The organism is Pseudomonas sp. R19M, from assembly GCF_050312585.1.
Taxonomy (GTDB): domain Bacteria; phylum Pseudomonadota; class Gammaproteobacteria; order Pseudomonadales; family Pseudomonadaceae; genus Aquipseudomonas; species Aquipseudomonas palleroniana.
This window is the reverse complement of record NZ_JBNPJV010000088.1, coordinates 24,436-48,229: the sequence shown is the minus strand read 5'-3', so window position 1 is coordinate 48,229 and position 23,794 is coordinate 24,436. Positions and strand designations below refer to the sequence as shown.

The 23,794-nt window shown below is 60.5% G+C and carries 22 protein-coding genes; 17 read left to right on the top strand and 5 right to left on the bottom strand.

Annotated features, from left to right (window positions below; all coding sequences use genetic code 11):
• Positions 1–93: 93 nt before the first annotated feature.
• The 15 genes from ACQRBT_RS19765 to nuoN all read left to right on the top strand — a co-directional run bounded on the left by ACQRBT_RS19765 (position 94) and on the right by nuoN (position 18,244).
• The gene (locus ACQRBT_RS19765) at positions 94–831 is read left to right on the top strand and encodes a secretin N-terminal domain-containing protein (protein WP_090370261.1); all 738 of its coding nucleotides are present in this window, start codon (positions 94–96) and stop codon (positions 829–831) included.
• 495 nt (positions 832–1,326) lie between these two features.
• Positions 1,327–2,652, top strand: a complete 1,326-nt coding sequence (gene aceA / locus ACQRBT_RS19760; RefSeq protein ID WP_060755664.1) for an isocitrate lyase — start codon at positions 1,327–1,329, stop codon at positions 2,650–2,652.
• A gap of 653 nt (positions 2,653–3,305) precedes the next feature.
• Entirely contained in the window at positions 3,306–3,719 is a 414-nt protein-coding gene (locus ACQRBT_RS19755) for an NADH-quinone oxidoreductase subunit A (RefSeq protein WP_003219575.1), read from the top strand.
• Between the two features lie 10 nt (positions 3,720–3,729).
• Positions 3,730–4,404 (top strand): NuoB/complex I 20 kDa subunit family protein, encoded by a 675-nt coding sequence (locus ACQRBT_RS19750; RefSeq protein ID WP_060755665.1) that lies wholly within the window; start codon positions 3,730–3,732, stop codon positions 4,402–4,404.
• A 72-nt stretch (positions 4,405–4,476) separates the two neighbouring features.
• On the top strand, positions 4,477–6,261 hold the full coding sequence (gene nuoC, locus ACQRBT_RS19745) for an NADH-quinone oxidoreductase subunit C/D (protein ID WP_060755666.1): 1,785 nt from the start codon (positions 4,477–4,479) through the stop codon (positions 6,259–6,261).
• A 2-nt stretch (positions 6,262–6,263) separates the two neighbouring features.
• The gene (gene nuoE, locus ACQRBT_RS19740; protein WP_003174721.1) at positions 6,264–6,761 is read left to right on the top strand and encodes an NADH-quinone oxidoreductase subunit NuoE; all 498 of its coding nucleotides are present in this window, start codon (positions 6,264–6,266) and stop codon (positions 6,759–6,761) included.
• On the top strand, positions 6,758–8,113 hold the full coding sequence (gene nuoF, locus ACQRBT_RS19735; RefSeq protein ID WP_060755667.1) for an NADH-quinone oxidoreductase subunit NuoF: 1,356 nt from the start codon (positions 6,758–6,760) through the stop codon (positions 8,111–8,113). Before nuoE ends, nuoF begins: the two co-directional genes overlap by 4 nt.
• A gap of 135 nt (positions 8,114–8,248) precedes the next feature.
• Positions 8,249–10,963, top strand: coding sequence for an NADH-quinone oxidoreductase subunit NuoG (gene nuoG / locus ACQRBT_RS19730; RefSeq protein ID WP_412047229.1), 2,715 nt, complete (start codon positions 8,249–8,251; stop codon positions 10,961–10,963).
• Complete coding sequence (gene nuoH, locus ACQRBT_RS19725; RefSeq protein WP_060755669.1) at positions 10,960–11,967, top strand: NADH-quinone oxidoreductase subunit NuoH; 1,008 nt, start codon at positions 10,960–10,962, stop codon at positions 11,965–11,967. The genes nuoG and nuoH overlap by 4 nt, the downstream gene beginning before the upstream one ends.
• Before the next feature lie 11 nt (positions 11,968–11,978).
• Positions 11,979–12,527, top strand: a complete 549-nt coding sequence (nuoI, locus tag ACQRBT_RS19720; RefSeq protein WP_003174725.1) for an NADH-quinone oxidoreductase subunit NuoI — start codon at positions 11,979–11,981, stop codon at positions 12,525–12,527.
• 9 nt (positions 12,528–12,536) lie between these two features.
• Entirely contained in the window at positions 12,537–13,040 is a 504-nt protein-coding gene (gene nuoJ, locus ACQRBT_RS19715; protein WP_060755670.1) for an NADH-quinone oxidoreductase subunit J, read from the top strand.
• Positions 13,041–13,042: 2 nt separating this feature from the next.
• Positions 13,043–13,351 carry an NADH-quinone oxidoreductase subunit NuoK gene (gene nuoK / locus ACQRBT_RS19710; RefSeq protein WP_003174727.1) on the top strand — a complete coding sequence of 103 codons (309 nt, stop codon included), beginning with the start codon at positions 13,043–13,045 and terminating at the stop codon, positions 13,349–13,351.
• On the top strand, positions 13,348–15,201 hold the full coding sequence (gene nuoL / locus ACQRBT_RS19705) for an NADH-quinone oxidoreductase subunit L (protein WP_090370255.1): 1,854 nt from the start codon (positions 13,348–13,350) through the stop codon (positions 15,199–15,201). The genes nuoK and nuoL overlap by 4 nt, the downstream gene beginning before the upstream one ends.
• Positions 15,202–15,240: 39 nt before the next feature.
• Entirely contained in the window at positions 15,241–16,773 is a 1,533-nt protein-coding gene (nuoM, locus tag ACQRBT_RS19700) for an NADH-quinone oxidoreductase subunit M (protein ID WP_016974046.1), read from the top strand.
• A 7-nt stretch (positions 16,774–16,780) separates the two neighbouring features.
• Entirely contained in the window at positions 16,781–18,244 is a 1,464-nt protein-coding gene (gene nuoN, locus ACQRBT_RS19695; protein ID WP_060755672.1) for an NADH-quinone oxidoreductase subunit NuoN, read from the top strand.
• 155 nt (positions 18,245–18,399) lie between these two features.
• On the opposite strand, the gene ACQRBT_RS19690 is transcribed toward nuoN, so the two are convergent.
• From ACQRBT_RS19690 to ACQRBT_RS19680, 3 genes are all read right to left on the bottom strand, one after another.
• Complete coding sequence (locus ACQRBT_RS19690) at positions 18,400–18,603, bottom strand: hypothetical protein (RefSeq protein ID WP_145977760.1); 204 nt, start codon at positions 18,601–18,603, stop codon at positions 18,400–18,402.
• A 27-nt stretch (positions 18,604–18,630) separates the two neighbouring features.
• Positions 18,631–19,383 (bottom strand): outer membrane beta-barrel protein, encoded by a 753-nt coding sequence (locus ACQRBT_RS19685; RefSeq protein WP_060755674.1) that lies wholly within the window; start codon positions 19,381–19,383, stop codon positions 18,631–18,633.
• A 123-nt stretch (positions 19,384–19,506) separates the two neighbouring features.
• Complete coding sequence (locus ACQRBT_RS19680; protein ID WP_412047230.1) at positions 19,507–20,358, bottom strand: arylamine N-acetyltransferase family protein; 852 nt, start codon at positions 20,356–20,358, stop codon at positions 19,507–19,509.
• Positions 20,359–20,478: 120 nt separating this feature from the next.
• On the opposite strand from ACQRBT_RS19680, the gene ACQRBT_RS19675 reads away from it, so the two are divergent.
• Positions 20,479–20,715, top strand: coding sequence for a DUF6555 family protein (locus tag ACQRBT_RS19675; RefSeq protein WP_060755676.1), 237 nt, complete (start codon positions 20,479–20,481; stop codon positions 20,713–20,715).
• A gap of 60 nt (positions 20,716–20,775) precedes the next feature.
• Here ACQRBT_RS19675 and ACQRBT_RS19670 read toward each other — a convergent pair whose 3' ends face one another.
• The gene (locus ACQRBT_RS19670) at positions 20,776–21,339 is read right to left on the bottom strand and encodes a carboxymuconolactone decarboxylase family protein (RefSeq protein ID WP_104994148.1); all 564 of its coding nucleotides are present in this window, start codon (positions 21,337–21,339) and stop codon (positions 20,776–20,778) included.
• A gap of 12 nt (positions 21,340–21,351) precedes the next feature.
• On the bottom strand, positions 21,352–22,680 hold the full coding sequence (locus ACQRBT_RS19665; protein ID WP_412047231.1) for an aspartate aminotransferase family protein: 1,329 nt from the start codon (positions 22,678–22,680) through the stop codon (positions 21,352–21,354).
• Between the two features lie 356 nt (positions 22,681–23,036).
• On the opposite strand from ACQRBT_RS19665, the gene glnH reads away from it, so the two are divergent.
• Positions 23,037–23,780, top strand: coding sequence for a glutamine ABC transporter substrate-binding protein GlnH (gene glnH / locus ACQRBT_RS19660; RefSeq protein ID WP_060755679.1), 744 nt, complete (start codon positions 23,037–23,039; stop codon positions 23,778–23,780).
• The last annotated feature ends 14 nt before the right edge of the window (positions 23,781–23,794 follow it).

The following is a 23,794-nucleotide window of genomic DNA, read 5'->3' as shown; positions in this document are numbered from 1 at the left end:
CCAGGGCATTTTGCCGTCTACGATTCAATTTGCGGCCTGCCGGGCCGACAAACTGGCACTATCACGCCTAATTGACTCGCAGAGATAACGGACATGTCCCTACGCACCCTGCTCATCGCACTCCTCCTGGCCGCCAGCGCCCCGGCCGTGGCCGACACCGAAGTCGTCAACCTGAGCAATCGCACCAGCGCCGACCTCCTGCCCGTGGCGCAGAATTTCATCGGCAAGGACGGCAGCGTCAGCGCCTACGGTAACCAGCTTATCGTCAAGGCCGACCCCGGCAAGATCCAGGACCTGCGCGCACTGCTCGCGCAATTGGACACGCCCGCCAAACGCCTTCTGATCACCGTCGACACCAACGAAAACAATCAGCAAAACACTGGCGACAGCCAGACTCGCATCATCAGCTACGGCACTGCCAGCCGCGACGGCGGTGTCCAGCAGATCCAGGCGAGCGAGGGCGTGCCCGCACTGATCCAGGTCGGTCAGAGCGTTCCGCTGACCACCACCCAGCAAGACAGCTACGGCCGCCTGCAAAACCAGACCCAGTATCGCAACGTCACCCAGGGCTTTTACGTCACCGCCAGCGTCACCGGCGAGACCGTACACCTGAGCATCAGTACCAACCGTGACCGCATGAGCCAGGAACGTCCCGATGTAGTGAACGTCCAGAGCACCGACACAACCGTCAGCGGGCGCCTGGGCGAGTGGATCCCCCTGGCCGGCATCAATCGCGAGACCCAGGCCGACAAATCCTCCACAACCCGCAGCTACTCTACCCAAGGCCGCGATGACCTGACTTTACGGGTCAAGGTCGACACCCTGAACTGAAGCACCGGAAACTGACTGATGAGTCGTATTAGACCAAAGATGTAGTGCTTGAAAAAAAGCACTACAAAACATTTGACGATCGAAAAAAGCCTGGGCATGATGGCCTCGCTCCCGCTAATCAGGGGCCCTGGCAAGGGCCTTCGGATCGCCGCTCCAAGCTACCCACCCGAGCCGATTCGTGTCTGTACCGCCCACAAGGTGTGTTTGACGAGGTTGCGACTGGAACGAAGTTGTCCCGAGGGACGGAAGCCAACCAGGTAATCCGGCTACACACTGATGGATCGTACCAAGGCCCACGACGCCCGAAGACCGTTCGCAGTTTGCCCCTACCTGCTCAATTCCACCCTTGAACCAATCGTTCATCCCGTCGCCTTCCCCGCCAAGCCCGGCTTGACCACCTGAGCTTCTGGTCAGCGAGCAGCCAAAACCACGCACTTACTACGTGGCTGGCAAATGGAATTTTCCACCTAGACCTATGCGACGAGGTTTTTCCCCATGGCACTGACACGCGAACAGCAAATTGCAGCCCTTGAAAAAGACTGGGCTGAAAACCCACGCTGGAAAGGCGTAACCCGCGCTTATTCCGCTGCTGACGTCGTCCGCCTGCGTGGCTCGGTTCAACCTGAGCACACCTTTGCAAAACTCGGCGCCGAGAAGCTGTGGAAGCTGGTCACCCAAGGTGCCAAGCCTTCCTTCCGTCCCGACAAAGATTTCGTCAACTGCATGGGCGCCCTCACTGGCGGCCAGGCAGTCCAACAGGTAAAAGCCGGTATCCAGGCGATCTACCTGTCCGGCTGGCAAGTGGCAGCGGATAACAACTCCGCTGAATCCATGTACCCCGACCAATCGCTGTACCCGGTGGACTCGGTGCCGACCGTGGTCAAGCGCATCAACAACTCGTTCCGTCGTGCCGACCAGATCCAGTGGAAAGCCGGCAAGAACCCGGGCGACGAAGGCTACATCGACTACTTCGCACCGATCGTGGCCGACGCTGAAGCCGGTTTCGGCGGCGTACTGAACGCCTACGAGCTGATGAAGAGCATGATCGAGGCCGGCGCTGCCGGCGTGCACTTCGAAGACCAGCTGGCTTCGGTGAAGAAATGCGGCCACATGGGTGGCAAGGTGTTGGTACCGACCCAGGAAGCTGTGCAGAAGCTGACCGCTGCGCGCCTGGCCGCTGACGTCGCCGGCACGCCAACCATCATCCTGGCGCGCACCGATGCCAACGCCGCCGATTTGCTGACCTCGGACTGCGACCCGTACGACAAGCCGTTCGTCACTGGCGAGCGCACCCAGGAAGGCTTCTACAAAGTACGCGCCGGCCTCGACCAGGCCATTGCCCGCGGCCTGGCCTATGCGCCGTATGCCGACCTGATCTGGTGCGAAACCGCCAAGCCTGACCTGGAAGAAGCCCGTCGTTTCGCCGAAGCGATCAAGAAGGAATACCCGGACCAACTGCTGTCCTACAACTGCTCGCCTTCTTTCAACTGGAAGAAGAACCTGGACGACGCGACCATCGCCAAGTTCCAGCGCGAACTGTCAGCCATGGGCTACAAGCACCAGTTCATCACCCTGGCCGGCATTCACAACATGTGGCACAGCATGTTCAACCTGGCGCACGACTACGCCCGCAACGACATGACCGCCTACGTGAAGCTGCAGGAGCAGGAGTTCGCTGACGCCGCCAAAGGCTACACCTTCGTGGCGCACCAGCAGGAAGTGGGCACCGGCTACTTCGACGACATGACTACCGTGATCCAGGGCGGCACCTCGTCCGTGACCGCACTGACCGGTTCGACCGAAGAAGAGCAGTTCCACTAAGCACCGAGCAAACGGCCATTGCGGCCGCATGGAAGACCTAACCGCAATGCCGCAAAACAATCACGCCCCGACTGGTTCGGGGCGTTTTTTTGCCTGCCACCCCCTCCCGACACCATGAAGATCACATTGTGGGAGGGGGCTTGCTCCCGATGGCGCTGGATCAGCCTCAGAAGTGTCGACTGACACCCCGCAATCGGGAGCAAGCCCCCTCCCACAGGGAATGCAGGTTTTGTGCAGATTTTGCGCAAAACATTGATCCAGGGCGGTATCTGCGCAAGCCTGGTCGGTTATAACGATCCGTTCAGGCAACTAAGCGGCACTCAAACAAGTAACGGCAACTTCCCCGCCTCACCACAAACACCCGCTTAAAACCCACACAAACAATATTCATTATCATTTAGAGCATGAGAACTTCTTTACAGCTAAAACAAAACATAATTGGTGAAAAGCCGGCTAATCCCCGCCCCGCAAGGGCTACAGCCCCACAAAGGTGCACTATGTGCTTATTCCATCGAATAATTTCGCTATCGGAATTTTACTTGCCCGGTGTTTAGCCATAAAATCACCGCGATTGATTGCAGTGCGACATATCGTCACTGCATCGTTACTTTTTCGAGCTCAGAGACCTTTGCTCTCTGTTAAGGATTTCCAGCATGACCGAAGCGACAGGACTCATGGCCCACAACTGGGGCTTTGCCATTTTCCTCCTCGGTGTTGTCGGCCTTTGCGCCTTCATGCTCGGTGTTTCCAGCCTCCTCGGGTCAAAAGCCTGGGGCCGCAGCAAGAATGAACCGTTCGAGTCCGGCATGCTGCCTACAGGTGGCGCCCGCTTGCGGCTCTCAGCCAAATTCTATCTGGTCGCGATGCTGTTCGTGATCTTCGATATCGAAGCCCTCTTTCTCTTTGCCTGGTCTGTGTCCGTCCGCGAAAGCGGCTGGACCGGATTCGTCGAAGCCCTCGTTTTCATAGCAATTCTGTTGGCAGGCCTTGTCTACCTATTCCGAGTGGGCGCCCTTGACTGGGCTCCGGAAGCTCGTCGTAAGCGGCAAGCGAAGCTGAAACAATGAGGCTTTGGCGATGCAATACAATCTCACCAGGATCGACCCGGATGCTCCTAACGAGCAGTACCCCATCGGCGAACGGGAAACCGTTTCCGACCCGTTAGAAGACCAAGTCCACAAAAACATCTACATGGGCAAGCTGGAAGACGTGCTGAGTGGCGCGGTCAACTGGGGGCGTAAGAACTCCCTGTGGCCGTACAACTTCGGTCTTTCGTGCTGCTACGTGGAAATGACCACCGCCTTCACGGCGCCCCACGACATCGCGCGCTTCGGCGCCGAAGTTATCCGGGCATCGCCGCGCCAGGCGGACTTCATGGTTATCGCCGGCACCTGCTTCATCAAGATGGCGCCGATCATCCAGCGTCTCTACGAGCAAATGCTCGAACCGAAATGGGTTATCTCCATGGGTTCGTGCGCCAACTCCGGTGGCATGTACGACATCTACTCCGTTGTCCAGGGGGTGGACAAGTTCCTGCCCGTGGACGTCTACGTGCCTGGCTGCCCGCCTCGCCCTGAAGCGTTCCTGCAAGGCTTGATGCTGTTGCAGGAATCGATCGGCAAGGAGCGTCGCCCACTGTCCTGGGTCGTCGGTGAACAAGGCGTCTATCGCGCCGAGATGCCGTCTCAAAAGGAACAGCGCCGCGAACAGCGAATCGCAGTCACCAACCTGCGCAGCCCTGACGAAGTCTGATCCAGCACCGCTTCTTTTATAGAACGAAAACCTGGCTTCATTCTTTACGTTGACCGAAAGCGATAAAAAACCATGACTACAGGCAGTGCTCTGTATATCCCGCCTTACAAGGCAGACGACCAGGATGTGGTCGTCGAACTCAACAACCGTTTCGGCCCTGACGCCTTCACCGCCCAGGCCACGCGCACCGGCATGCCGGTGCTGTGGGTGGCGCGTGCCAAGCTCGTCGAAGTCCTGACCTTCCTGCGCAACCTGCCCAAGCCGTACGTCATGCTCTATGACCTGCATGGCGTGGACGAGCGTCTGCGCACCAAGCGCCAAGGGCTGCCGAGCGGCGCCGATTTCACCGTGTTCTACCACCTGATGTCGCTGGAACGTAACAGCGATGTGATGATCAAGGTCGCGCTGTCTGAAACTGACCTGAGCATCCCGACCGTAACCGGTATCTGGCCGAACGCCAGCTGGTACGAGCGTGAAGTCTGGGACATGTTCGGCATCGACTTCCCGGGCCACCCGCACCTGTCGCGCATCATGATGCCGCCAACCTGGGAAGGTCACCCGCTGCGCAAGGACTTCCCTGCCCGCGCGACCGAATTCGACCCGTTCAGCCTCAACCTGGCCAAGCAACAGCTTGAAGAAGAGGCTGCCCGCTTCCGTCCGGAAGACTGGGGCATGAAGCGTTCCGGCACCAACGAGGACTACATGTTCCTCAACCTGGGCCCGAACCACCCTTCGGCGCACGGTGCCTTCCGTATCATCCTGCAACTGGACGGCGAAGAAATCGTCGACTGCGTGCCGGACATCGGCTACCACCACCGCGGTGCCGAGAAGATGGCTGAACGCCAGTCGTGGCACAGTTTCATCCCGTACACCGACCGTATCGACTACCTCGGCGGCGTGATGAACAACCTGCCGTACGTGCTGTCGGTCGAGAAGCTGGCCGGCATCAAGGTGCCGGACCGCGTCGACACCATCCGCATCATGATGGCCGAGTTCTTCCGGATCACCAGCCACCTGCTGTTCCTGGGTACTTATATCCAGGACGTCGGTGCCATGACCCCGGTGTTCTTCACCTTTACCGACCGCCAGCGCGCCTACAAGGTCATCGAAGCCGTCACCGGTTTCCGCCTGCACCCGGCCTGGTATCGCATCGGCGGTGTTGCCCACGACCTGCCGAACGGCTGGGAGCGCCTGGTCAAGGAATTCGTCGAGTGGATGCCCAAGCGTCTGGACGAGTACCAAAAGGCTGCGCTGGACAACAGCATTCTCAAGGGCCGCACCATCGGCGTCGCCCAGTACAACACCAAAGAGGCCCTGGAATGGGGCGTCACCGGTGCCGGCCTGCGTTCCACCGGCTGCGATTTCGACCTGCGTAAAGCGCGCCCGTACTCCGGCTACGAGAACTTCGAATTCGAAGTACCGCTGGGGGCCAATGGCGATGCCTACGACCGTTGCATCGTACGCGTCGAAGAAATGCGCCAGAGCCTGAAGATCATCGAGCAGTGCATGCGCAACATGCCGGCAGGCCCGTACAAGGCGGACCATCCGCTGACCACGCCGCCGCCGAAAGAGCGCACGCTGCAGCACATCGAAACCCTGATCACGCACTTCCTGCAGGTTTCGTGGGGCCCGGTCATGCCGGCCAACGAATCCTTCCAGATGATCGAAGCGACCAAGGGTATCAACAGTTATTACCTGACGAGCGATGGCGGCACCATGAGCTACCGCACCCGGATCCGTACCCCGAGCTTCGCCCACTTGCAGCAGATCCCTTCGGTGATCAAAGGCGAGATGGTCGCGGACTTGATTGCGTACCTGGGTAGTATCGATTTCGTTATGGCCGACGTGGACCGCTAAGCATGAACAGCACGCTTATCCAGACAGACCGTTTCACCTTGAGTGAAACCGAGCGCTCGGCCATCGAGCACGAGCTGCATCACTATGAAGACCCGCGCGCGGCGTCGATCGAAGCCTTGAAGATCGTCCAGAAGGAACGTGGCTGGGTGCCGGACGGCGCGCTCTACGCCATCGGCGAGATCCTCGGCATCCCTGCCAGCGACGTTGAAGGCGTGGCCACGTTCTACAGCCAGATCTTCCGCCAGCCCGTGGGCCGCCACATCATTCGCGTGTGCGACAGCATGGTCTGCTACATCGGTGGCCACGAGTCCGTGGTCAGCGAGATCCAGAACAAGCTGGGCATCGGCCTCGGCCAGACCACCCCGGATGGCCGCTTCACGCTGCTGCCGGTGTGCTGCCTGGGCAACTGCGACAAGGCGCCGGCGTTGATGATCGACGACGACACATTCGGTGACGTGCAGCCCGCTGGCGTGACCCAATTGCTTGAGGGCTACCCATGACCCTTACATCTTTCGGCCCGGCCAACCTGATCAAGCGTTCGCCCGAGACCCACCCGCTGACCTGGCGCCTGCGTGACGATGCCGAGCCGGTATGGTTCGACGAGTACCAGGCCAAGAATGGCTACGCCGCTGCGCGCAAGGCCTTCGCCGACATGGCTCAGGACGATATCGTCCAGACCGTGAAGGACGCCGGCCTTAAAGGTCGCGGTGGTGCAGGCTTCCCCACAGGCGTGAAGTGGGGCCTGATGCCCAAGGACGAATCCATCAACATCCGCTACCTGCTGTGCAACGCGGATGAAATGGAGCCCAACACCTGGAAAGACCGCATGCTGATGGAGCAACTGCCCCATCTGCTGATCGAAGGCATGCTGATCAGCGCCCGCGCGCTGAAAACCTACCGTGGCTACATCTTCCTGCGTGGCGAGTACACCACCGCCGCCAAGCACCTCAACCGTGCCGTGGAAGAAGCCAAGGCCGCCGGCCTGCTGGGCAAGAACATCCTCGGTTCAGGCTTTGATTTCGAACTGTTCGTGCACACCGGCGCCGGGCGTTATATCTGCGGTGAAGAAACCGCACTGATCAACTCCCTCGAAGGCCGCCGCGCCAACCCGCGCTCCAAGCCACCCTTCCCTGCCGCCGTGGGCGTGTGGGGCAAGCCGACGTGCGTGAACAACGTCGAGACCCTGTGCAACGTGCCGGCGATCATCGCCGACGGCGTGGACTGGTACAAATCCCTGGCCCGCGAAGGCAGCGAAGACATGGGCACCAAGCTCATGGGCTTCTCCGGCAAGGTCAAGAACCCGGGCCTGTGGGAACTGCCCTTCGGCGTCACCGCCCGCGAGCTGTTCGAGGACTACGCCGGCGGCATGCGCGACGGCTACACCTTGAAAGCCTGGCAGCCAGGCGGCGCCGGCACCGGTTTCCTGCTGCCCGAGCACCTCGACGCACAAATGTATGCCGGCGGCATCGGCAAGGTGGGCACCCGTATGGGTACTGGCCTGGCGATGGCGGTGGACAACACCGTGAACATGGTCTCGCTGCTGCGCAACATGGAGCAGTTCTTTGCCCGTGAATCCTGTGGCTTCTGCACCCCATGCCGCGACGGCCTGCCGTGGAGCGTGAAGCTGCTGATGGCCCTGGAAAAAGGCGAAGGCCGCGAGGGTGACATCGAGACCCTGCTGGGTCTGGTCGGTTTCCTCGGCCCAGGCAAGACCTTCTGTGCTCACGCACCGGGCGCCGTGGAGCCATTGGGCAGCGCAATCAAATACTTCCGCTCGGAGTTCGAAGCCGGCATCGCGCCTGTCAGCGCCGCCGTCCCGCCTCTGGCGAAGCCGATCGTAGTCGGCGCGTAACGCTTAAAGAAGCGAGGGGTCCGTGCCCTTCGCTTTCTCATGTGCTGACGCCTTGATGGCTGTGTAGATGCACATGAATAACAAGATTCCATTAGCCACGCCCGCTGACAACGGGCCAACGAAGAACTTTGAACCATGGCCACTATCCACGTAGACGGCAAAGCGCTCGAAGTCGATGGGGCGGACAACCTGTTACAGGCCTGTCTGTCACTCGGTCTCGATATCCCGTATTTCTGCTGGCACCCCGCACTTGGTAGCGTCGGTGCCTGTCGCCAGTGTGCGGTCAAGCAGTACACCGACGAGAACGACACCCGTGGTCGTATCGTCATGTCGTGCATGACCCCAGCCACCGACAACACCTGGATCTCCATCGACGATGAAGAATCCAAGGCGTTCCGCGCCAGCGTCGTCGAATGGCTGATGACCAACCACCCCCACGACTGCCCGGTCTGTGAGGAAGGCGGTCACTGCCACCTGCAAGACATGACGGTGATGACCGGCCACAACGAGCGCCGTTATCGCTTCACCAAGCGTACCCACCAGAACCAGGACCTCGGCCCGTTCATTTCCCACGAAATGAACCGCTGCATCGCCTGCTACCGTTGCGTGCGCTTCTATAAGGACTACGCCGGCGGCACCGACCTGGGCGTATTCGGCGCCCACGACAACGTGTACTTCGGTCGCGTTGAAGACGGCGTGCTCGAAAGCGAGTTCTCCGGCAACCTCACCGAGGTCTGCCCGACCGGTGTGTTCACCGACAAGACCCACTCCGAGCGTTACAACCGTAAGTGGGACATGCAGTTCGCCCCGAGCATCTGCCATGGCTGCTCCAGCGGTTGCAACATCTCCCCGGGCGAGCGCTACGGTGAACTGCGTCGTATCGAAAACCGCTTCAACGGTTCGGTCAACCAGTACTTCCTGTGCGACCGTGGCCGTTTCGGCTACGGCTACGTCAACCGCGAAGACCGTCCGCGCCAGCCACTGTTGGCCGGTGGCGCCAAGCTGAGCCTGGACGAAGCGCTGGATAAAGCCGCCGACCTGCTGCGCGGTCGCAACATCGTCGGGATCGGTTCGCCCCGCGCCAGCCTGGAGAGCAACTTCGCGTTGCGCGAACTGGTCGGCGCCGAGCACTTCTACTCCGGTATCGAAGCCGCTGAGCTGGAGCGCATCCGCCTGGTCCTGCAGGTGCTGAACGACAGCCCGCTGCCGGTACCGAACATGCGCGACATCGAAGACCACGACGCGATCTTCGTGCTCGGTGAAGACCTGACCCAGACCGCTGCGCGTATCGCCCTGTCCCTGCGCCAGTCGGTCAAAGGCAAGGCCGAAGCCATGGCCGACGCCATGCGCGTGCAGCCTTGGCTCGACGCCGCGGTGAAGAACATCGGCCAGCACGCGCTGAACCCGCTGTTTATCGCAAGCCTGGCTGAAACCAAACTCGACGACATCGCCGAAGAATGCGTCCATGCCGCACCGGACGACCTGGCCCGCCTCGGTTTCGCCGTGGCCCACGCCCTGGACGCCAGCGCGCCTGCCGTCGAAGGCCTGGACACTGAGGCCGCTGCACTGGCCCAGCGTATCGCCGACGCCCTGCTGGCGGCCAAGCGCCCATTGATCATTGCCGGCACCTCGCTGGGTTCCAAGGCGCTGATCGAAGCCGCTGCCAACATCGCCAAGGCGTTGAAGCTGCGTGACAAGAACGGTTCCATCAGCCTGGTCGTGCCGGAAGCCAACAGCCTTGGCCTGGCCATGCTCGGTGGCGAGTCCGTGGACGCTGCCCTGCAGGCAGTCATCGACGGCAACGCCGACGCCATCGTGGTGCTCGAGAACGACCTGTACACCCGCACCGATGCGGCCAAGGTTGACGCTGCGCTGAACGCCGCCAAGGTGTTGATCGTTGCCGACCACCAGAAGACCGCTACCAGCGAACGCGCCGACCTGGTGCTGCCGGCTGCCACCTTCGCTGAAGGCGACGGCACCCTGGTCAGCCAGGAAGGCCGTGCCCAGCGCTTCTTCCAGGTGTTCGATCCGAAGTACATGGACGCCAGCATCCTGGTTCACGAAGGCTGGCGCTGGCTGCATGCCCTGCGCGCGACCCTGCTGAACCAGCCGATCGACTGGACCCAGCTTGACCACGTCACCGCCGCTACCGCCGCAAGCGCACCGCAACTGGCGCGTATCGTCGATGCCGCGCCATCCGCCGCGTTCCGCATCAAGGGCTTGAAACTGGCCCGCGAACCGCTGCGTTACTCCGGTCGTACCGCCATGCGCGCCAACATCAGCGTGCACGAACCACGTACCCCGCAAGACCCGGATACCGCGTTCAACTTCTCCATGGAAGGTTACTCGGGTTCGGCCGAGCCGCGTCAGCAAGTGCCGTTTGCCTGGTCTCCAGGCTGGAACTCGCCGCAGGCCTGGAACAAGTTCCAGGATGAAGTCGGTGGTCATATCCGCGCTGGCGACCCGGGCACCCGCCTGATCGAAAGCACCGGTGATTCGCTGAACTGGTTCGCTGCCGTACCGCGTCCGTTCAACCCGACCCAGGGCACCTGGCAGGTCGTACCGTTCTTCCACCTGTTCGGCAGCGAAGAGACCTCTTCCAAAGCCGCGCCGGTTCAGGAACGTATCCCGGCCGCCTACGTGTCGGTCGCCAAGTCCGAAGCCGATCGCCTGGGCGTCAACGACGGTGCCCTGCTCAGCCTGAACGTGGCCGGCCAGACCCTGCGTCTGCCGCTGCGCATCAACGATGAGTTGGGTGCCGGCCTGGTTGCACTGCCTAAAGGCCTTGCCGGTATTCCGCCGGCGATCTTTGGCAAAACCGTTGACGGTCTGCAGGAGGCAGTGCAATGACCTGGTTCACCCCTGAAGTGATCGACGTGATCATTGCGGTCCTCAAGGCTGTCGTGATCCTGTTGGCCGTGGTCGTCGCGGGCGCCCTGCTCAGCTTCGTCGAACGTCGCCTGCTGGGCTGGTGGCAGGACCGTTACGGTCCGAACCGCGTTGGCCCGTTCGGCATGTTCCAGATCGCCGCCGACATGCTGAAAATGTTCTTCAAGGAAGACTGGACCCCACCGTTTGCCGACAAGGTGATCTTCACCCTGGCACCGGTCGTGGCCATGAGCGCCTTGCTGATCGCCTTCGCGATCATCCCGATCACCCCGACCTGGGGCGTGGCGGACCTGAACATCGGCTTGCTGTTCTTCTTCGCCATGGCCGGCCTGTCGGTCTATGCGGTGCTGTTCGCCGGTTGGTCGAGCAACAACAAGTTCGCCCTGCTGGGCAGCTTGCGGGCTTCGGCCCAGACCGTGTCCTACGAAGTGTTCATGGGCCTGGCGCTGATGGGCATCGTGGTGCAGGTCGGCTCGTTCAACATGCGCGACATCGTCGAGTACCAGGCACAGAACCTGTGGTTCATCATTCCGCAGTTCTTCGGCTTCTGCACCTTCTTCATCGCCGGCGTCGCCGTGACTCACCGTCACCCCTTCGACCAGCCTGAAGCGGAGCAGGAACTGGCCGACGGTTACCACATTGAATACGCCGGCATGAAATGGGGCATGTTCTTCGTTGGCGAGTACATCGGCATCATCTTGATCTCGGCCCTGCTGGTCACGCTGTTCTTCGGCGGCTGGCACGGTCCGTTCGGCATCCTGCCGCAGTTGGCGTTCTTCTGGTTCTTCCTGAAGACCGCGTTCTTCATCATGTTGTTCATCCTGCTGCGCGCTTCCATTCCGCGCCCACGCTATGACCAGGTGATGGATTTCAGCTGGCGCTTCTGCCTGCCGCTGACCCTGATCAATTTGCTGGTGACGGCTGCCGTTGTGTTGTTGAACACGCCAGCCGGCGCGGTTCAGTGAGGATTTGACCCATGTTCAAATATATTGGCGACATCGTTAAGGGTACCGGTACCCAGTTGCGAAGCCTGGTGATGGTGTTCGGTCACGGCTTCCGCAAACGCGACACCCTGCAATACCCGGAAGAAGCGGTGTACCTGCCGCCGCGCTATCGCGGCCGTATCGTGCTGACCCGCGACCCCGATGGCGAAGAGCGTTGCGTAGCCTGCAACCTGTGCGCCGTGGCGTGCCCGGTGGGTTGCATCTCCCTGCAGAAAGCTGAAACCGAAGACGGTCGCTGGTACCCGGACTTCTTCCGCATCAACTTCTCGCGCTGCATTTTCTGCGGCCTCTGCGAGGAAGCTTGCCCGACCACCGCGATCCAGCTGACACCGGATTTCGAGATGGCCGAGTTCAAACGTCAGGACCTGGTGTACGAGAAAGAAGATCTTTTGATCTCTGGTCCCGGTAAAAACCCTGATTACAACTTCTATCGTGTTGCAGGTATGGCCGTTGCCGGTAAGCCAAAAGGCGCCGCACAAAACGAAGCCGAGCCGATCAACGTGAAGAGCTTGCTGCCTTAAGGAAGAAAGATGGAATTCGCTTTCTATTTCGCATCGGGTATCGCGGTTGTGTCCACGCTTCGCGTGATCACCAACACCAACCCCGTGCACGCCCTGCTCTACCTGATCATTTCGCTGATCGCCGTGGCCATGACCTTCTTCAGCCTCGGCGCACCGTTCGCCGGTGTCCTGGAAGTGATCGCCTACGCTGGCGCCATCATGGTGCTGTTCGTGTTTGTGGTGATGATGCTCAACCTGGGGCCGGCTTCGGTCGCCCAGGAGCGCGTCTGGCTCAAACCCGGCATCTGGCTCGGCCCGGTTGTCCTCGCCGCCCTGCTGCTGGGTGAACTGCTGTATGTGCTGTTCGCTCACCAGAGCGGCCAGGCCATCGGCCACACCACCGTGGATGCGAAAGCCGTGGGCGTCAGCCTGTTCGGCCCGTACCTGCTGGTGGTCGAACTGGCGTCGATGCTGCTGCTCGCCGCAGCCGTCACCGCCTTCCACTTGGGCCGCAACGAAGCCAAGGAGCAATGACGATGCCTGCTATCCCCTTGGAGCATGGTCTGGCGGTTGCCGGCATCCTGTTCTGCCTTGGCCTGGTCGGCCTGATGGTCCGCCGTAACATTCTGTTCGTGTTGATGAGCCTGGAAATCATGATGAACGCCGCAGCACTGGCCTTCATCGTCGCGGGTGCACGTTGGGGCCAGCCGGATGGACAAGTCATGTTCATCCTGGTGATCAGCCTGGCAGCCGCCGAGGCCAGTATCGGCCTGGCGATCCTGCTGCAACTGTATCGTCGCTTCCACACGCTTGATATCGACGCTGCCAGTGAGATGCGCGGATGAACATGATCTTTCTGACTTTCGTATTTCCCCTGATCGGTTTCCTGCTGCTGTCGTTCTCCCGTGGACGCTGGTCGGAAAACCTCTCGGCCCTGGTGGGCGTGGGCTCGATTGGCCTGTCGGCGATCGTTGCCGCCTACGTCATCTGGCAATTCAACGTGGCCCCGCCGGAAGGCGGCCACTACACCCTGGTGCTGTGGCAGTGGATGTCGGTGGAGGGCTTCAAGCCCAACTTCGCCCTCTACATCGACGGCCTGTCGATCACCATGCTCGGCGTGGTGGTGGGCGTGGGTTTCCTGATCCACCTGTTCGCGTCCTGGTACATGCGCGGTGAAGCCGGTTACTCGCGCTTCTTCTCGTACACCAACCTGTTTATCGCCAGCATGCTGTTCCTGGTACTGGGCGATAACCTGTTGTTCCTGTACTTCGGCTGGGAAGGCGTGGGCCTGTGCTCGTACCTGCTGATCGGTTTCTACTACAGCAACCGCAACAACGGTAACGCGGCACTCAAGGCCTTTATCGTCACCCGTATCGGCGACGTGTTCATGGCAATCGGCCTGTTCATCCTGTTCCAACAGGTGGGCACGCTGAACATCCAGGAACTGCTGGTACTGGCACCGCAGAAATTCCAGGTCGGCGACTTCTGGATCACCCTGGCGACCCTGATGCTGCTGGGCGGTGCCGTGGGTAAATCCGCGCAACTGCCGCTGCAAACCTGGCTGGCGGATGCGATGGCCGGTCCTACCCCGGTTTCGGCACTGATCCACGCCGCAACCATGGTAACCGCTGGTGTCTACCTGATTGCGCGTACCCATGGCCTGTTCACCCTGGCGCCGGAAATCCTGCACCTGGTCGGCCTGGTCGGCGGCGTGACCCTGGTACTGGCCGGCTTCGCTGCGCTGGTACAGACCGACATCAAGCGCATCCTCGCCTACTCGACCATGAGCCAGATCGGCTACATGTTCCTGGCCCTGGGCGTCGGTGCCTGGGACGCGGCGATCTTCCACCTGATGACCCACGCCTTCTTCAAGGCCCTGCTGTTCCTCGCTTCCGGTGCGGTGATCGTTGCCTGCCACCACGAGCAGAACATCTTCAAGATGGGTGGCCTGTGGAAAAAACTGCCGTTGGCCTACGCCAGCTTCATCGTCGGTGGTGCCGCCCTGGCTGCCCTGCCGTTGGTGACCGCCGGTTTCTACTCGAAAGACGAGATCCTCTGGGAAGCCTTTGCCAGCGGTAACCAGAACCTGCTGTACGCAGGCCTGGTGGGTGCGTTCATGACCTCGCTGTACACCTTCCGCCTGATCTTCATCACCTTCCACGGTGAAGCCAAGACCGAAGCACACGCAGGCCACGGCATCTCGCACTGGCTGCCATTGTCGGTACTGATCGTGCTGTCGACCTTCGTCGGTGCCATGATCACGCCGCCACTGCACGGCGTATTGCCACAAAGCGTCGGCCATGCCGGCGGCGAAGCCCAGCACAGCCTGGAAATCGTCTCGGGCGCCATCGCCATTGCCGGTATCCTGCTGGCGGCCCTGCTGTTCCTCGGCAAGCGTCGCTTCGTGACCGCCGTTGCCAACAGTGGCATTGGCCGCTTCCTTTCGGCCTGGTGGTTCGCTGCCTGGGGCTTCGATTGGATCTACGACAAACTGTTCGTCAAGCCATACCTGGCCATCAGCCATGTACTGCGTAAAGACCCGCTCGACCAGACCATCGGTTTGATCCCGCGCGCCGCCAAGGCCGGTCACACCGCCCTGAGCCGCAGCGAGACTGGCCAACTGCGCTGGTATGCAGCTTCCATGGCGGCCGGTGCCGTGCTAGTGATCGGCGCCATCGTAGTGGTAGCGGTCTGATATGAACTTTGCGAACTTGCGAAAGGAAACGAGCCCGTCATGATTCTGCCCTGGCTAATCCTGATCCCCTTTATCGGCGGCCTGCTCTGCTGGATGGGTGAACGCTTCGGCGCCACCCTCCCCCGCTGGATTGCGTTGCTGACCATGTCCCTGGAACTCGCACTCGGTCTCTGGCTGTGGGCCCATGGTGACTATTCATTCGCTCCGGCACCGGGTGTCGATCCAACCTTCGCGCTTGAATTCAAGCACGTGTGGATCCAGCGCTTCGGCATCAACGTGCACCTGGCCCTCGACGGCCTGTCGCTGTTGATGATCCTGCTGACCGGCCTGCTGGGTATCCTCTCGGTACTCTGCTCCTGGAAAGAAATCCAGCGTCACGTGGGCTTCTTCCACCTGAACCTGATGTGGATCCTGGGCGGCGTCGTCGGCGTGTTCCTCGCCCTCGACCTGTTCATGTTCTTCTTCTTCTGGGAAATGATGCTGGTGCCGATGTACTTCCTCATCGCGCTCTGGGGTCACAGTTCTTCGGACGGCAAGAAAACCCGGATCTACGCGGCGACCAAGTTCTTCATCTTCACCCAGGCTTCCGGCCTGATCATGTTGGTGGCGATCCTGGGCCTGGTACTGGTCAACTTCAACAACACCGGCGTGATTACCTTCAACTACGCCGACCTGTTGAAAACCAAGATGTCCCTGACCACCGAGTACATCCTGATGCTGGGCTTCTTCATCGCATTCGCGGTGAAGCTGCCGGTGGTGCCGTTCCACTCCTGGCTGCCTGACGCTCACGCCCAGGCGCCAACAGCAGGTTCGGTCGACCTGGCCGGTATCCTGTTGAAGACCGCGGCGTATGGTCTGCTGCGTTTCGCCCTGCCGCTGTTCCCGAATGCCTCGGCCGAGTTCGCGCCGATCGCCATGACCCTGGGTCTGATCGGGATCTTCTACGGCGCGTTCCTGGCCTTCGCGCAAACCGACATCAAGCGTCTGATCGCGTTCTCGTCCGTTTCGCACATGGGTTTCGTACTGATCGGCATCTACTCCGGCAGCCAGCTGGCGTTGCAAGGCGCAGTGATCCAGATGCTGGCCCACGGTGTCTCGGCCGCTGCCCTCTTTATCCTGAGTGGCCAGTTGTACGAACGCCTGCACACCCGCGACATGCGTGAGATGGGTGGCGTGTGGTCGCGCATCGCCTACCTGCCGGCGATCAGCCTGTTCTTTGCCGCGGCGTCCCTGGGCCTGCCGGGCACCGGTAACTTCATCGGCGAATTCCTGATCCTGATGGGCTCGTTCGTACAGACACCGTGGATCAGCGCCATCGCTACATCCGGCCTGGTATTCGGCTCGGTCTACTCGCTGATCATGATCCACCGCGCCTACTTCGGCCCGGCCAAGTCCGACACTGTCCTGCAAGGGATGGATGCTCGCGAACTGATCATGGTGCTCGGCCTTGCGGTACTGCTGATCTACATCGGCGTGTACCCGCAACCGTTCCTGGACACTTCTGCCGCAACGATGCATGGCGTGCAGCAGTGGTTCGGCACCGCCTTCTCTCAACTCGCTTCGGCCCGGTAAGAGCGCTATGGAATTCACGATCCAACACTTTATCGCGCTTGCGCCGCTGCTGATCACCAGCCTCACCATCGTGGTGGTGATGCTGGCGATCGCCTGGCGCCGCAATCACTCGCAAACGTTCCTGCTGTCCTGTGCCGGCCTGAACCTGGCCTTGCTGTCGATCATTCCGGCCCTCAAGGTCGCGCCACTGGCGGTGACCCCGCTGATGATGGTCGATGACTTCGCGCTGCTGTACATCGCGTTGATCCTCGTAGCCACCCTGGCGTGCGTCACCCTCGCCCATGCCTACATGGGCGAAGGCGGCACCGGCTACCCGGGCAACAAGGAAGAGCTGTACCTGCTGATCCTGCTGGCTGCTGCCGGTGGTATCGTGCTGGTCAGCGCACAGCACCTGGCCGGCTTGTTCATCGGCCTGGAACTGCTGTCGATCCCGACCTACGGCCTGGTGGCCTACGCCTTCTTCAACAAGCGCTCCCTGGAAGCCGGCATCAAGTACATGGTGCTGTCGGCCGCCGGTTCCGCGTTCCTGTTGTTCGGTATGGCCCTGCTCTACGCCGAAGCCGGCAACCTGAGCTTCACCGGGATCGGCCACGCCCTGGCCACCACCAGCATGCCTGCGCCGATTGCCCAACTGGGCCTGGCGATGATGCTGATCGGCCTGGCGTTCAAGCTGTCGTTGGTGCCCTTCCACCTGTGGACCCCGGACGTGTACGAAGGCGCCCCGGCGCCGGTGGCTGCGTTCCTGGCCACGGCGTCGAAGGTGGCCGTATTCGCGGTGATGGTGCGTCTGTTCCAGATCTCGCCTGCCGCCAACACCGGCGTGCTGAGCACCGTGCTGACCGTGATCGCCATCGCGTCGATCCTGTTCGGTAACCTGCTTGCCCTGACCCAGAACAACCTCAAGCGCCTGCTGGGTTACTCGTCCATCGCGCACTTCGGCTACCTGCTGATCGCCCTGGTGGCGAGCAAAGGCCTGGCCGTGGAAGCCATGGGTGTGTATCTGGTCACCTACGTGATCACCAGCCTCGGCGCGTTCGGCGTGATCACCCTGATGTCCTCGCCGTTCAAAGGCCGTGACGCTGATGCCCTGTACGAATACCGCGGCCTGTTCTGGCGCCGTCCGTACCTGACCGCCGTACTGACCGTGATGATGCTGTCCCTGGCGGGTATCCCGCTGACGGCCGGTTTCATCGGCAAGTTCTACATCGTGGCGACCGGTGTCGAGGCGCACGAATGGTGGCTGGTGGCATCCCTGGTGCTGGGTAGCGCCATTGGCGTGTTCTACTACCTGCGCGTGATGGTCACCCTGTACCTGATCGAGCCAAACCTGCGTCGTGTGGATGCCGAGCTGCACTGGGAACAGAAAGCCGGTGGCGTAATGCTGCTGGCCATCGCCCTGCTCGCGTTCTTCCTGGGCGTGTACCCACAACCGTTGCTCACCCTGGTGCAGCACGCGGTGTTGGGCGTTTGATCGCTTAGGCACATGCAGTCAACAGAACGGCGCCTTCGGGCGCCGTTTTGCATTCTTGCCATTGATTACATTTCCTGTGGCGAGGGAGCTTGCTCCCGTTGGGGCGCGAAGCGACCCCAGCACAGACACCGCGTTACCCCAGAGAAATCTCAGTGTCAGGTTTCAGGGCCGCTACGCAGCCCAACGGGAGCAAGCTCCCTCGCCACGACAAACGCGCTCGCCAGAAATGCCAGCTCGCAGCGCTGGGTTGAACCCATACCTTTAACGTCTCCACCCTCCCCCATCACCACAAAACGCTCCACACAGATAAACGGCGCAAAAAAAACGCCCCGAATCACTTCGGGGCGTTTTTCATTCACGTCGACGTGTCTGGCTCAATCGCAGCCTTAAAACGCGATACCCACCTTGAAGCCGTACTCATCACGCTTGAGCTTGGTGTTGTCGGCGGTAAAGGAGTCTTCGTCGAGCTTGTATTCGGTACGGGTGTAGTACAAGCCCGCCATCACCGGCAGATTGCCATTTTGGTTCATCAGCAGGCTGACTTCGGCGTAGGGGTTGGTGCGATCCTTGAGGTCCACAGTGTCACTGCCCACGCCATCCACTTTGAGTTTGGCGCGGCCGTCGATGGTCTGACGGGCACCGGCTTCAACGCGCAGGGTCATGTCATCGAACTGGTGGTTGTAGCCCAGGGCAAGCTTGGCGAATGGCGATTTATTGGTGAGCTTGACGTCATAGCCGTTGGTGTCGGGCTCATAGCGGGTCCAGGTGTAGCCACCGCCCACAATCACGTCGACGAAGTTGCGCGCATCCAGCGCGGCGCGCCAGCCGAGGTCCAGGTCAGCCTGGCCTTCCTTGAGCTTGTCGTCGCTTTTTTCGCCGTACTTGGCTTCGATACCGGCTTGATAGATGAAACCGGATTCGGCAGTCAGCTTGTTGCCGAAGTTGTAGAACAGCCCGGCTTCAGGCATGTGGCTCTTGTCGCTTGCGCTGCCGCCTTCGAATTTGAAATCGTTATAGCTACCCAGGATACCGAAGGTGGAAATAGGGCCGGTAGGCGGTGCCGCGAACACCACGGCAGGTGCAGCGACCAGCGCCAGCAGGGAGGAACCCTTGAAGATTTTTCCGAATAGCTTGGACATCGTTTTACATCTCCTTGTGAGTGAGCAAATTATTCAGGAACCGCTTCGAACCTCAGCCGTTGGCAAAGGTTCGAATTAATTTGCATCGTTTTGGAGGTAAAACGGTTCAGCGATGGCTCTAACTCAATGCTCTGCAGTGTTAGCCATTATTAAGCCACTAAGCGCTTCGCGAAGCTTGGGATCGGTTGGCAGGTGAATACCAAAGGTCTCTTGCAGCAGTGCCAGCAGTTCATCCGCACTGTCGATCACGCGCTTTTCGCTGGGCCCATCCAGGCTATGCACCGCATAGTGGGCATTGGCCAGGGTATAACGCTTACCCGGCGCCAACCGTGCCGCTTTCAACTGGCCGAGGAACACCGAGTCAGGGTGTGTAGAGACGTACCAGTTGCCGATTTCGTAGTCGATGGCGGCCTGCACTTGCAGGTCGAACACATACAAACCGCGCCACTCCCCGGCGACCAGCACCCACAGGGTGTAACTGCACTGCCCGTCGAAGGTCAGCCGATAAGGTTCATGGGCCGTGGCCTGCTGCGCTTCGGTGTCCAGTTGCAACGGGCTGCTGGGCACCATGCCGCCAAAGCCGACATCCGTGATATAGCGCACGCCCTCCAGGGTCACCAGGCTCAAGCGGTGGGTGCGCGCCGTGTGCGCATCCGCCGGACCACCCAGCACCACGCGGCCGGTGATGCCCCGTGCGTCGAAGCCGAGTTCCTGCAACAGCGCCAGGAACATCTGGTTCAGCTCATAGCAATACCCGCCGCGCCCATCCAACAGGATTTTTTGCTCGACACAGGGCAAGTCGATGGGTACCGGCCTGTGCAACAAGGTCGACAAGCTCTCGAAGGCAAAGGTGCACACGTGGCGCAATTGCAGCGCTTGCAGGGTTTCAAGGGTCGGCGGTGGGGGCGAAGCGTAGCCCAGGCGTTGCAGATAAAGCTGGCTGTGAGTCAGGCGGCTGTCAGTGGGGTGGGACATGGCGCGATCCTTGAGCGCGTGGCGAAGGCGTCACTATGCCGCGCCAGCCAACGGCTTGTCATTTTGAATGAACCTTTCTCGGCGCCAACCTATCCATCTATAACAAGACAGGGAGGCAACATGAGTACCGCGAAGATTTACACCATTCACTATCAACTGCACGGTCAACCGAAGTCGTTTGTAGTGCGTGCCGAAGTGATGAACAACGCTGAGGCATGGCACTGGGCAGCGGTTGATGCCGACGTTGCGCACGTCAGTCGCGTGGGGCGCGTGGGGCATGAACAGGTGAAGAAAACCACCCGGCCCAAGGCGGAAAAATTCGGGATTACCGAGGTAACGTGGACAGCCCCCAAGTGAAAGAACAAGCCCCCCCATAAAGGTGGGGCTTTTTTATAGACCAGACACAGAACAGACTGTTCAGCGCTCGACAAATGGCAGTGGTGCATCTGTATCACGGCGTACCGCGAACACATTCAGCGTCATCGCCACCAGCGCGTAGTAGCCAAAAACACCGACAAGCTCGACCACGGCCGGCTCTCCGAAAGCCGCTATCGCCTGTGCATAGAGCGCGTCATCGATACGCCGGGTTTCATAAAGCGTCTTGCCGAGGCGATAGACCAACGCCTCGTCCTCACGGGTAAAGGGCGGCGCTGCCTGCTGCTGTAACGCTTCGATGACGGCATCAGTGACACCGGCTGAGCGCGCAATGGGCTCATGAATCTGCCACTCGGCCTGGGACTGCCACCAGGCTGCCGTAAACAGGATCGCCAACTCGGTAAGGCGCAGTTCCAGTTGCGTGCCATAACGACAAAAGGCCCCCAGCCGCTGTGCATGGTTCGCCAGTTGCGGGCTGTGGATCCAGGCCAGGAAAGGCCCATCCAGATTGCCACGCGGCCCTGCCAGGATCTCCTTGAGCACAGCGCGCTGGGCATCGCTCATCGACGCTTCGGTCAACTCGCTTAGACGCGATTGAATAGCCATTGCGCGCTCCCCTCAGCGGTTCTTCAACGTGGTCGTCACCGCAACCAGCAGTTTTTCGGCGATCTCATCAAGGTGATGATCCTCAAGAATGAACGGCGGTGCCAGAAGGATATGATCGCCCCGCTGCCCGTCGATGGTTCCGCCCATGGGGTAGCACATCAAGCCTTCAGCCATGGCCGCCTGCTTGAGTTTGGCGTGCAGCTTGAGAGCCGGGTCGAAAGGCGCCTTGCTGTTGCGGTCGGCGACCAGTTCGATGCCCTGGAACAGCCCACGGCCGCGGATATCACCAATGTGCGGATGCTCGGCGAAACGATCCAGCAAACGCTCACGCAGGCCCTCCCCCAAGCGGTTGACTTGGGCGAGCAACCCACGCGACTCGATGGCTTTCTGTACCGCCAGCGCGGCGGCGCAGGCGGTGGCGTGGCCGATATAGGTATGGCCGTGCTGAAAGAACCCAGAGCCCGAGGCGATCGCATCGCGGATTTTCCGGCTCACCAGCGTTGCGCCGATGGGCTGGTAACCGGCGCCCAGCCCTTTGGCGATGGTGATCAGATCCGCCGTGATGCCTTCCTGCTCTGCAGCAAACAAACTGCCGGTACGGCCCATGCCGCACATGACTTCATCCAGAATCAACAAGACGCCATGGCGGTCGCACACGTCTCGGATACGTTTGAAATAGCCCGGCACCGCAGTCACCGCGCCCAGCGTCGCGCCGACCACAGGCTCGGCGACAAACGCCATGACGTTTTCAGCCCCCAGACGCAGGATTTCCGCTTCCAGTTCGCCAGCCAGGCGCACGCCCAGCGCTTCGGCGGATTCACCGTCCTGTTGCTGGCGATAGGCATAGCATGGGCTGACATGACTGACGTCAATCAGCAGCGGTTCAAACTGCCTGCGCCGCCATTCATTACCACCGGTCGCCAGCGCACCCAGGGTATTGCCGTGATAGCTCTGGCGCCGTGCGATCAGGTGCTTGCGCTGGGGCTGGCCGATCTCGATGAAGTATTGGCGAGCGAGTTTCAGCGCCGCTTCTATCGCCTCCGAACCGCCTGAAACGAAGTACACCGAATCGATGCCCGCCGGGGCTCGTGCCACCAGGAAATCAGCCAGTTCCTCCATCACCTGCGTGGTAAAGAAGGAGGTGTGGGCGTAAGCCAACTGCCCCACCTGCCGACGCACCGCCTCGATCACGTCCGGGTCGCTGTGGCCCAGGCACGACACCGCAGCGCCACCACTGGCGTCCAGGTAACGACGTTGATTGGCGTCGATCAGGTAAGGCCCTTCGCCCTTGACTGCAATGGGGTAGCTTTGTGTAAGGCTGCGATGAAAGACGTGGCTCATGGATGCCGCTCCGGTTTTTTGCAAATAATAGATGCAGATTTTTTAAATGCAATTATTTTTTGCATAACCATTCAGTGCCTCACCGCTCAAATAAACCCGTAAAACCCAGACTTTTATGGCTTAAAACCTTTTTTCGTGGCGCGCCAGCCATGCAAAATATAGTTGCACGCAAAATAAATGCATGTATATTTTGCTAAAAAGCAAATGTGTCGTGCGCCTCCTCTTTCGGGTGGCTAGCCGGGCCTATAACAAAAAAGTGGAGTGAATTCCTGTGGATCACTCAAAAAATTGACTGCCGCTATCCCCATCGCCCCAGGCTAGCCTCGGGCTTGTTTCCCCCTGAAGAGAAAATACCCATGAAGCACTTTCTGAAGGTCTCACTGGCGGCACTGGCACTGGTCACCACCTCAAGCAGCTTCGCTGCGAGCAAGGAACTGCTGGTCGCGACCGACACCGCGTTCGTACCGTTCGAGTTCAAGCAAGGCAACGAATACGTGGGCTTCGACATCGACCTGTGGGCCGCCATTGCCAAAGAAATGGGCGTCAGCTACCAGCTCAAGCCCATGGACTTCAACGGCATCATCCCTGCCCTGCAAACCCATAATGTCGACGTAGCGCTCGCCGGGATCACGATCAAGGAAGAGCGTAAGCAAGCCATCGACTTCTCCGATGGTTACTACAACAGCGGTTTCCTGTTGATGGTCAAAAGCGACAACAACACCATCAAAGGTGAAGCGGATATCGCCGGCAAGACCCTGGCGGTAAAAAGCGGCACCTCGGCAGCGGACTACGCCAAGGCCAACCTGAAAGCCAGCGAACTGCGCCAGTTCCCCAATATCGATAACGCCTACCTGGAGCTGCGCACCGGCCGTGTCGATGCCGCCATGCACGACACGCCTAACGTCCTGTACTACATCAAGACGGCAGGCGAAGGCCAGGTGAAGGCCGTCGGCCAACAGATGCTCGCGCAGCAGTACGGCATCGGTTTCCCCAAAGGCAGCGAATTGCGCGAGCCGGTCAACGCGGCACTGAAGAAGATTCGCGAGAACGGCACCTACGCGCAGATCTATCGCAAGTGGTTCGGCACCGATCCGCAATAACCCCCGTCCTTCCT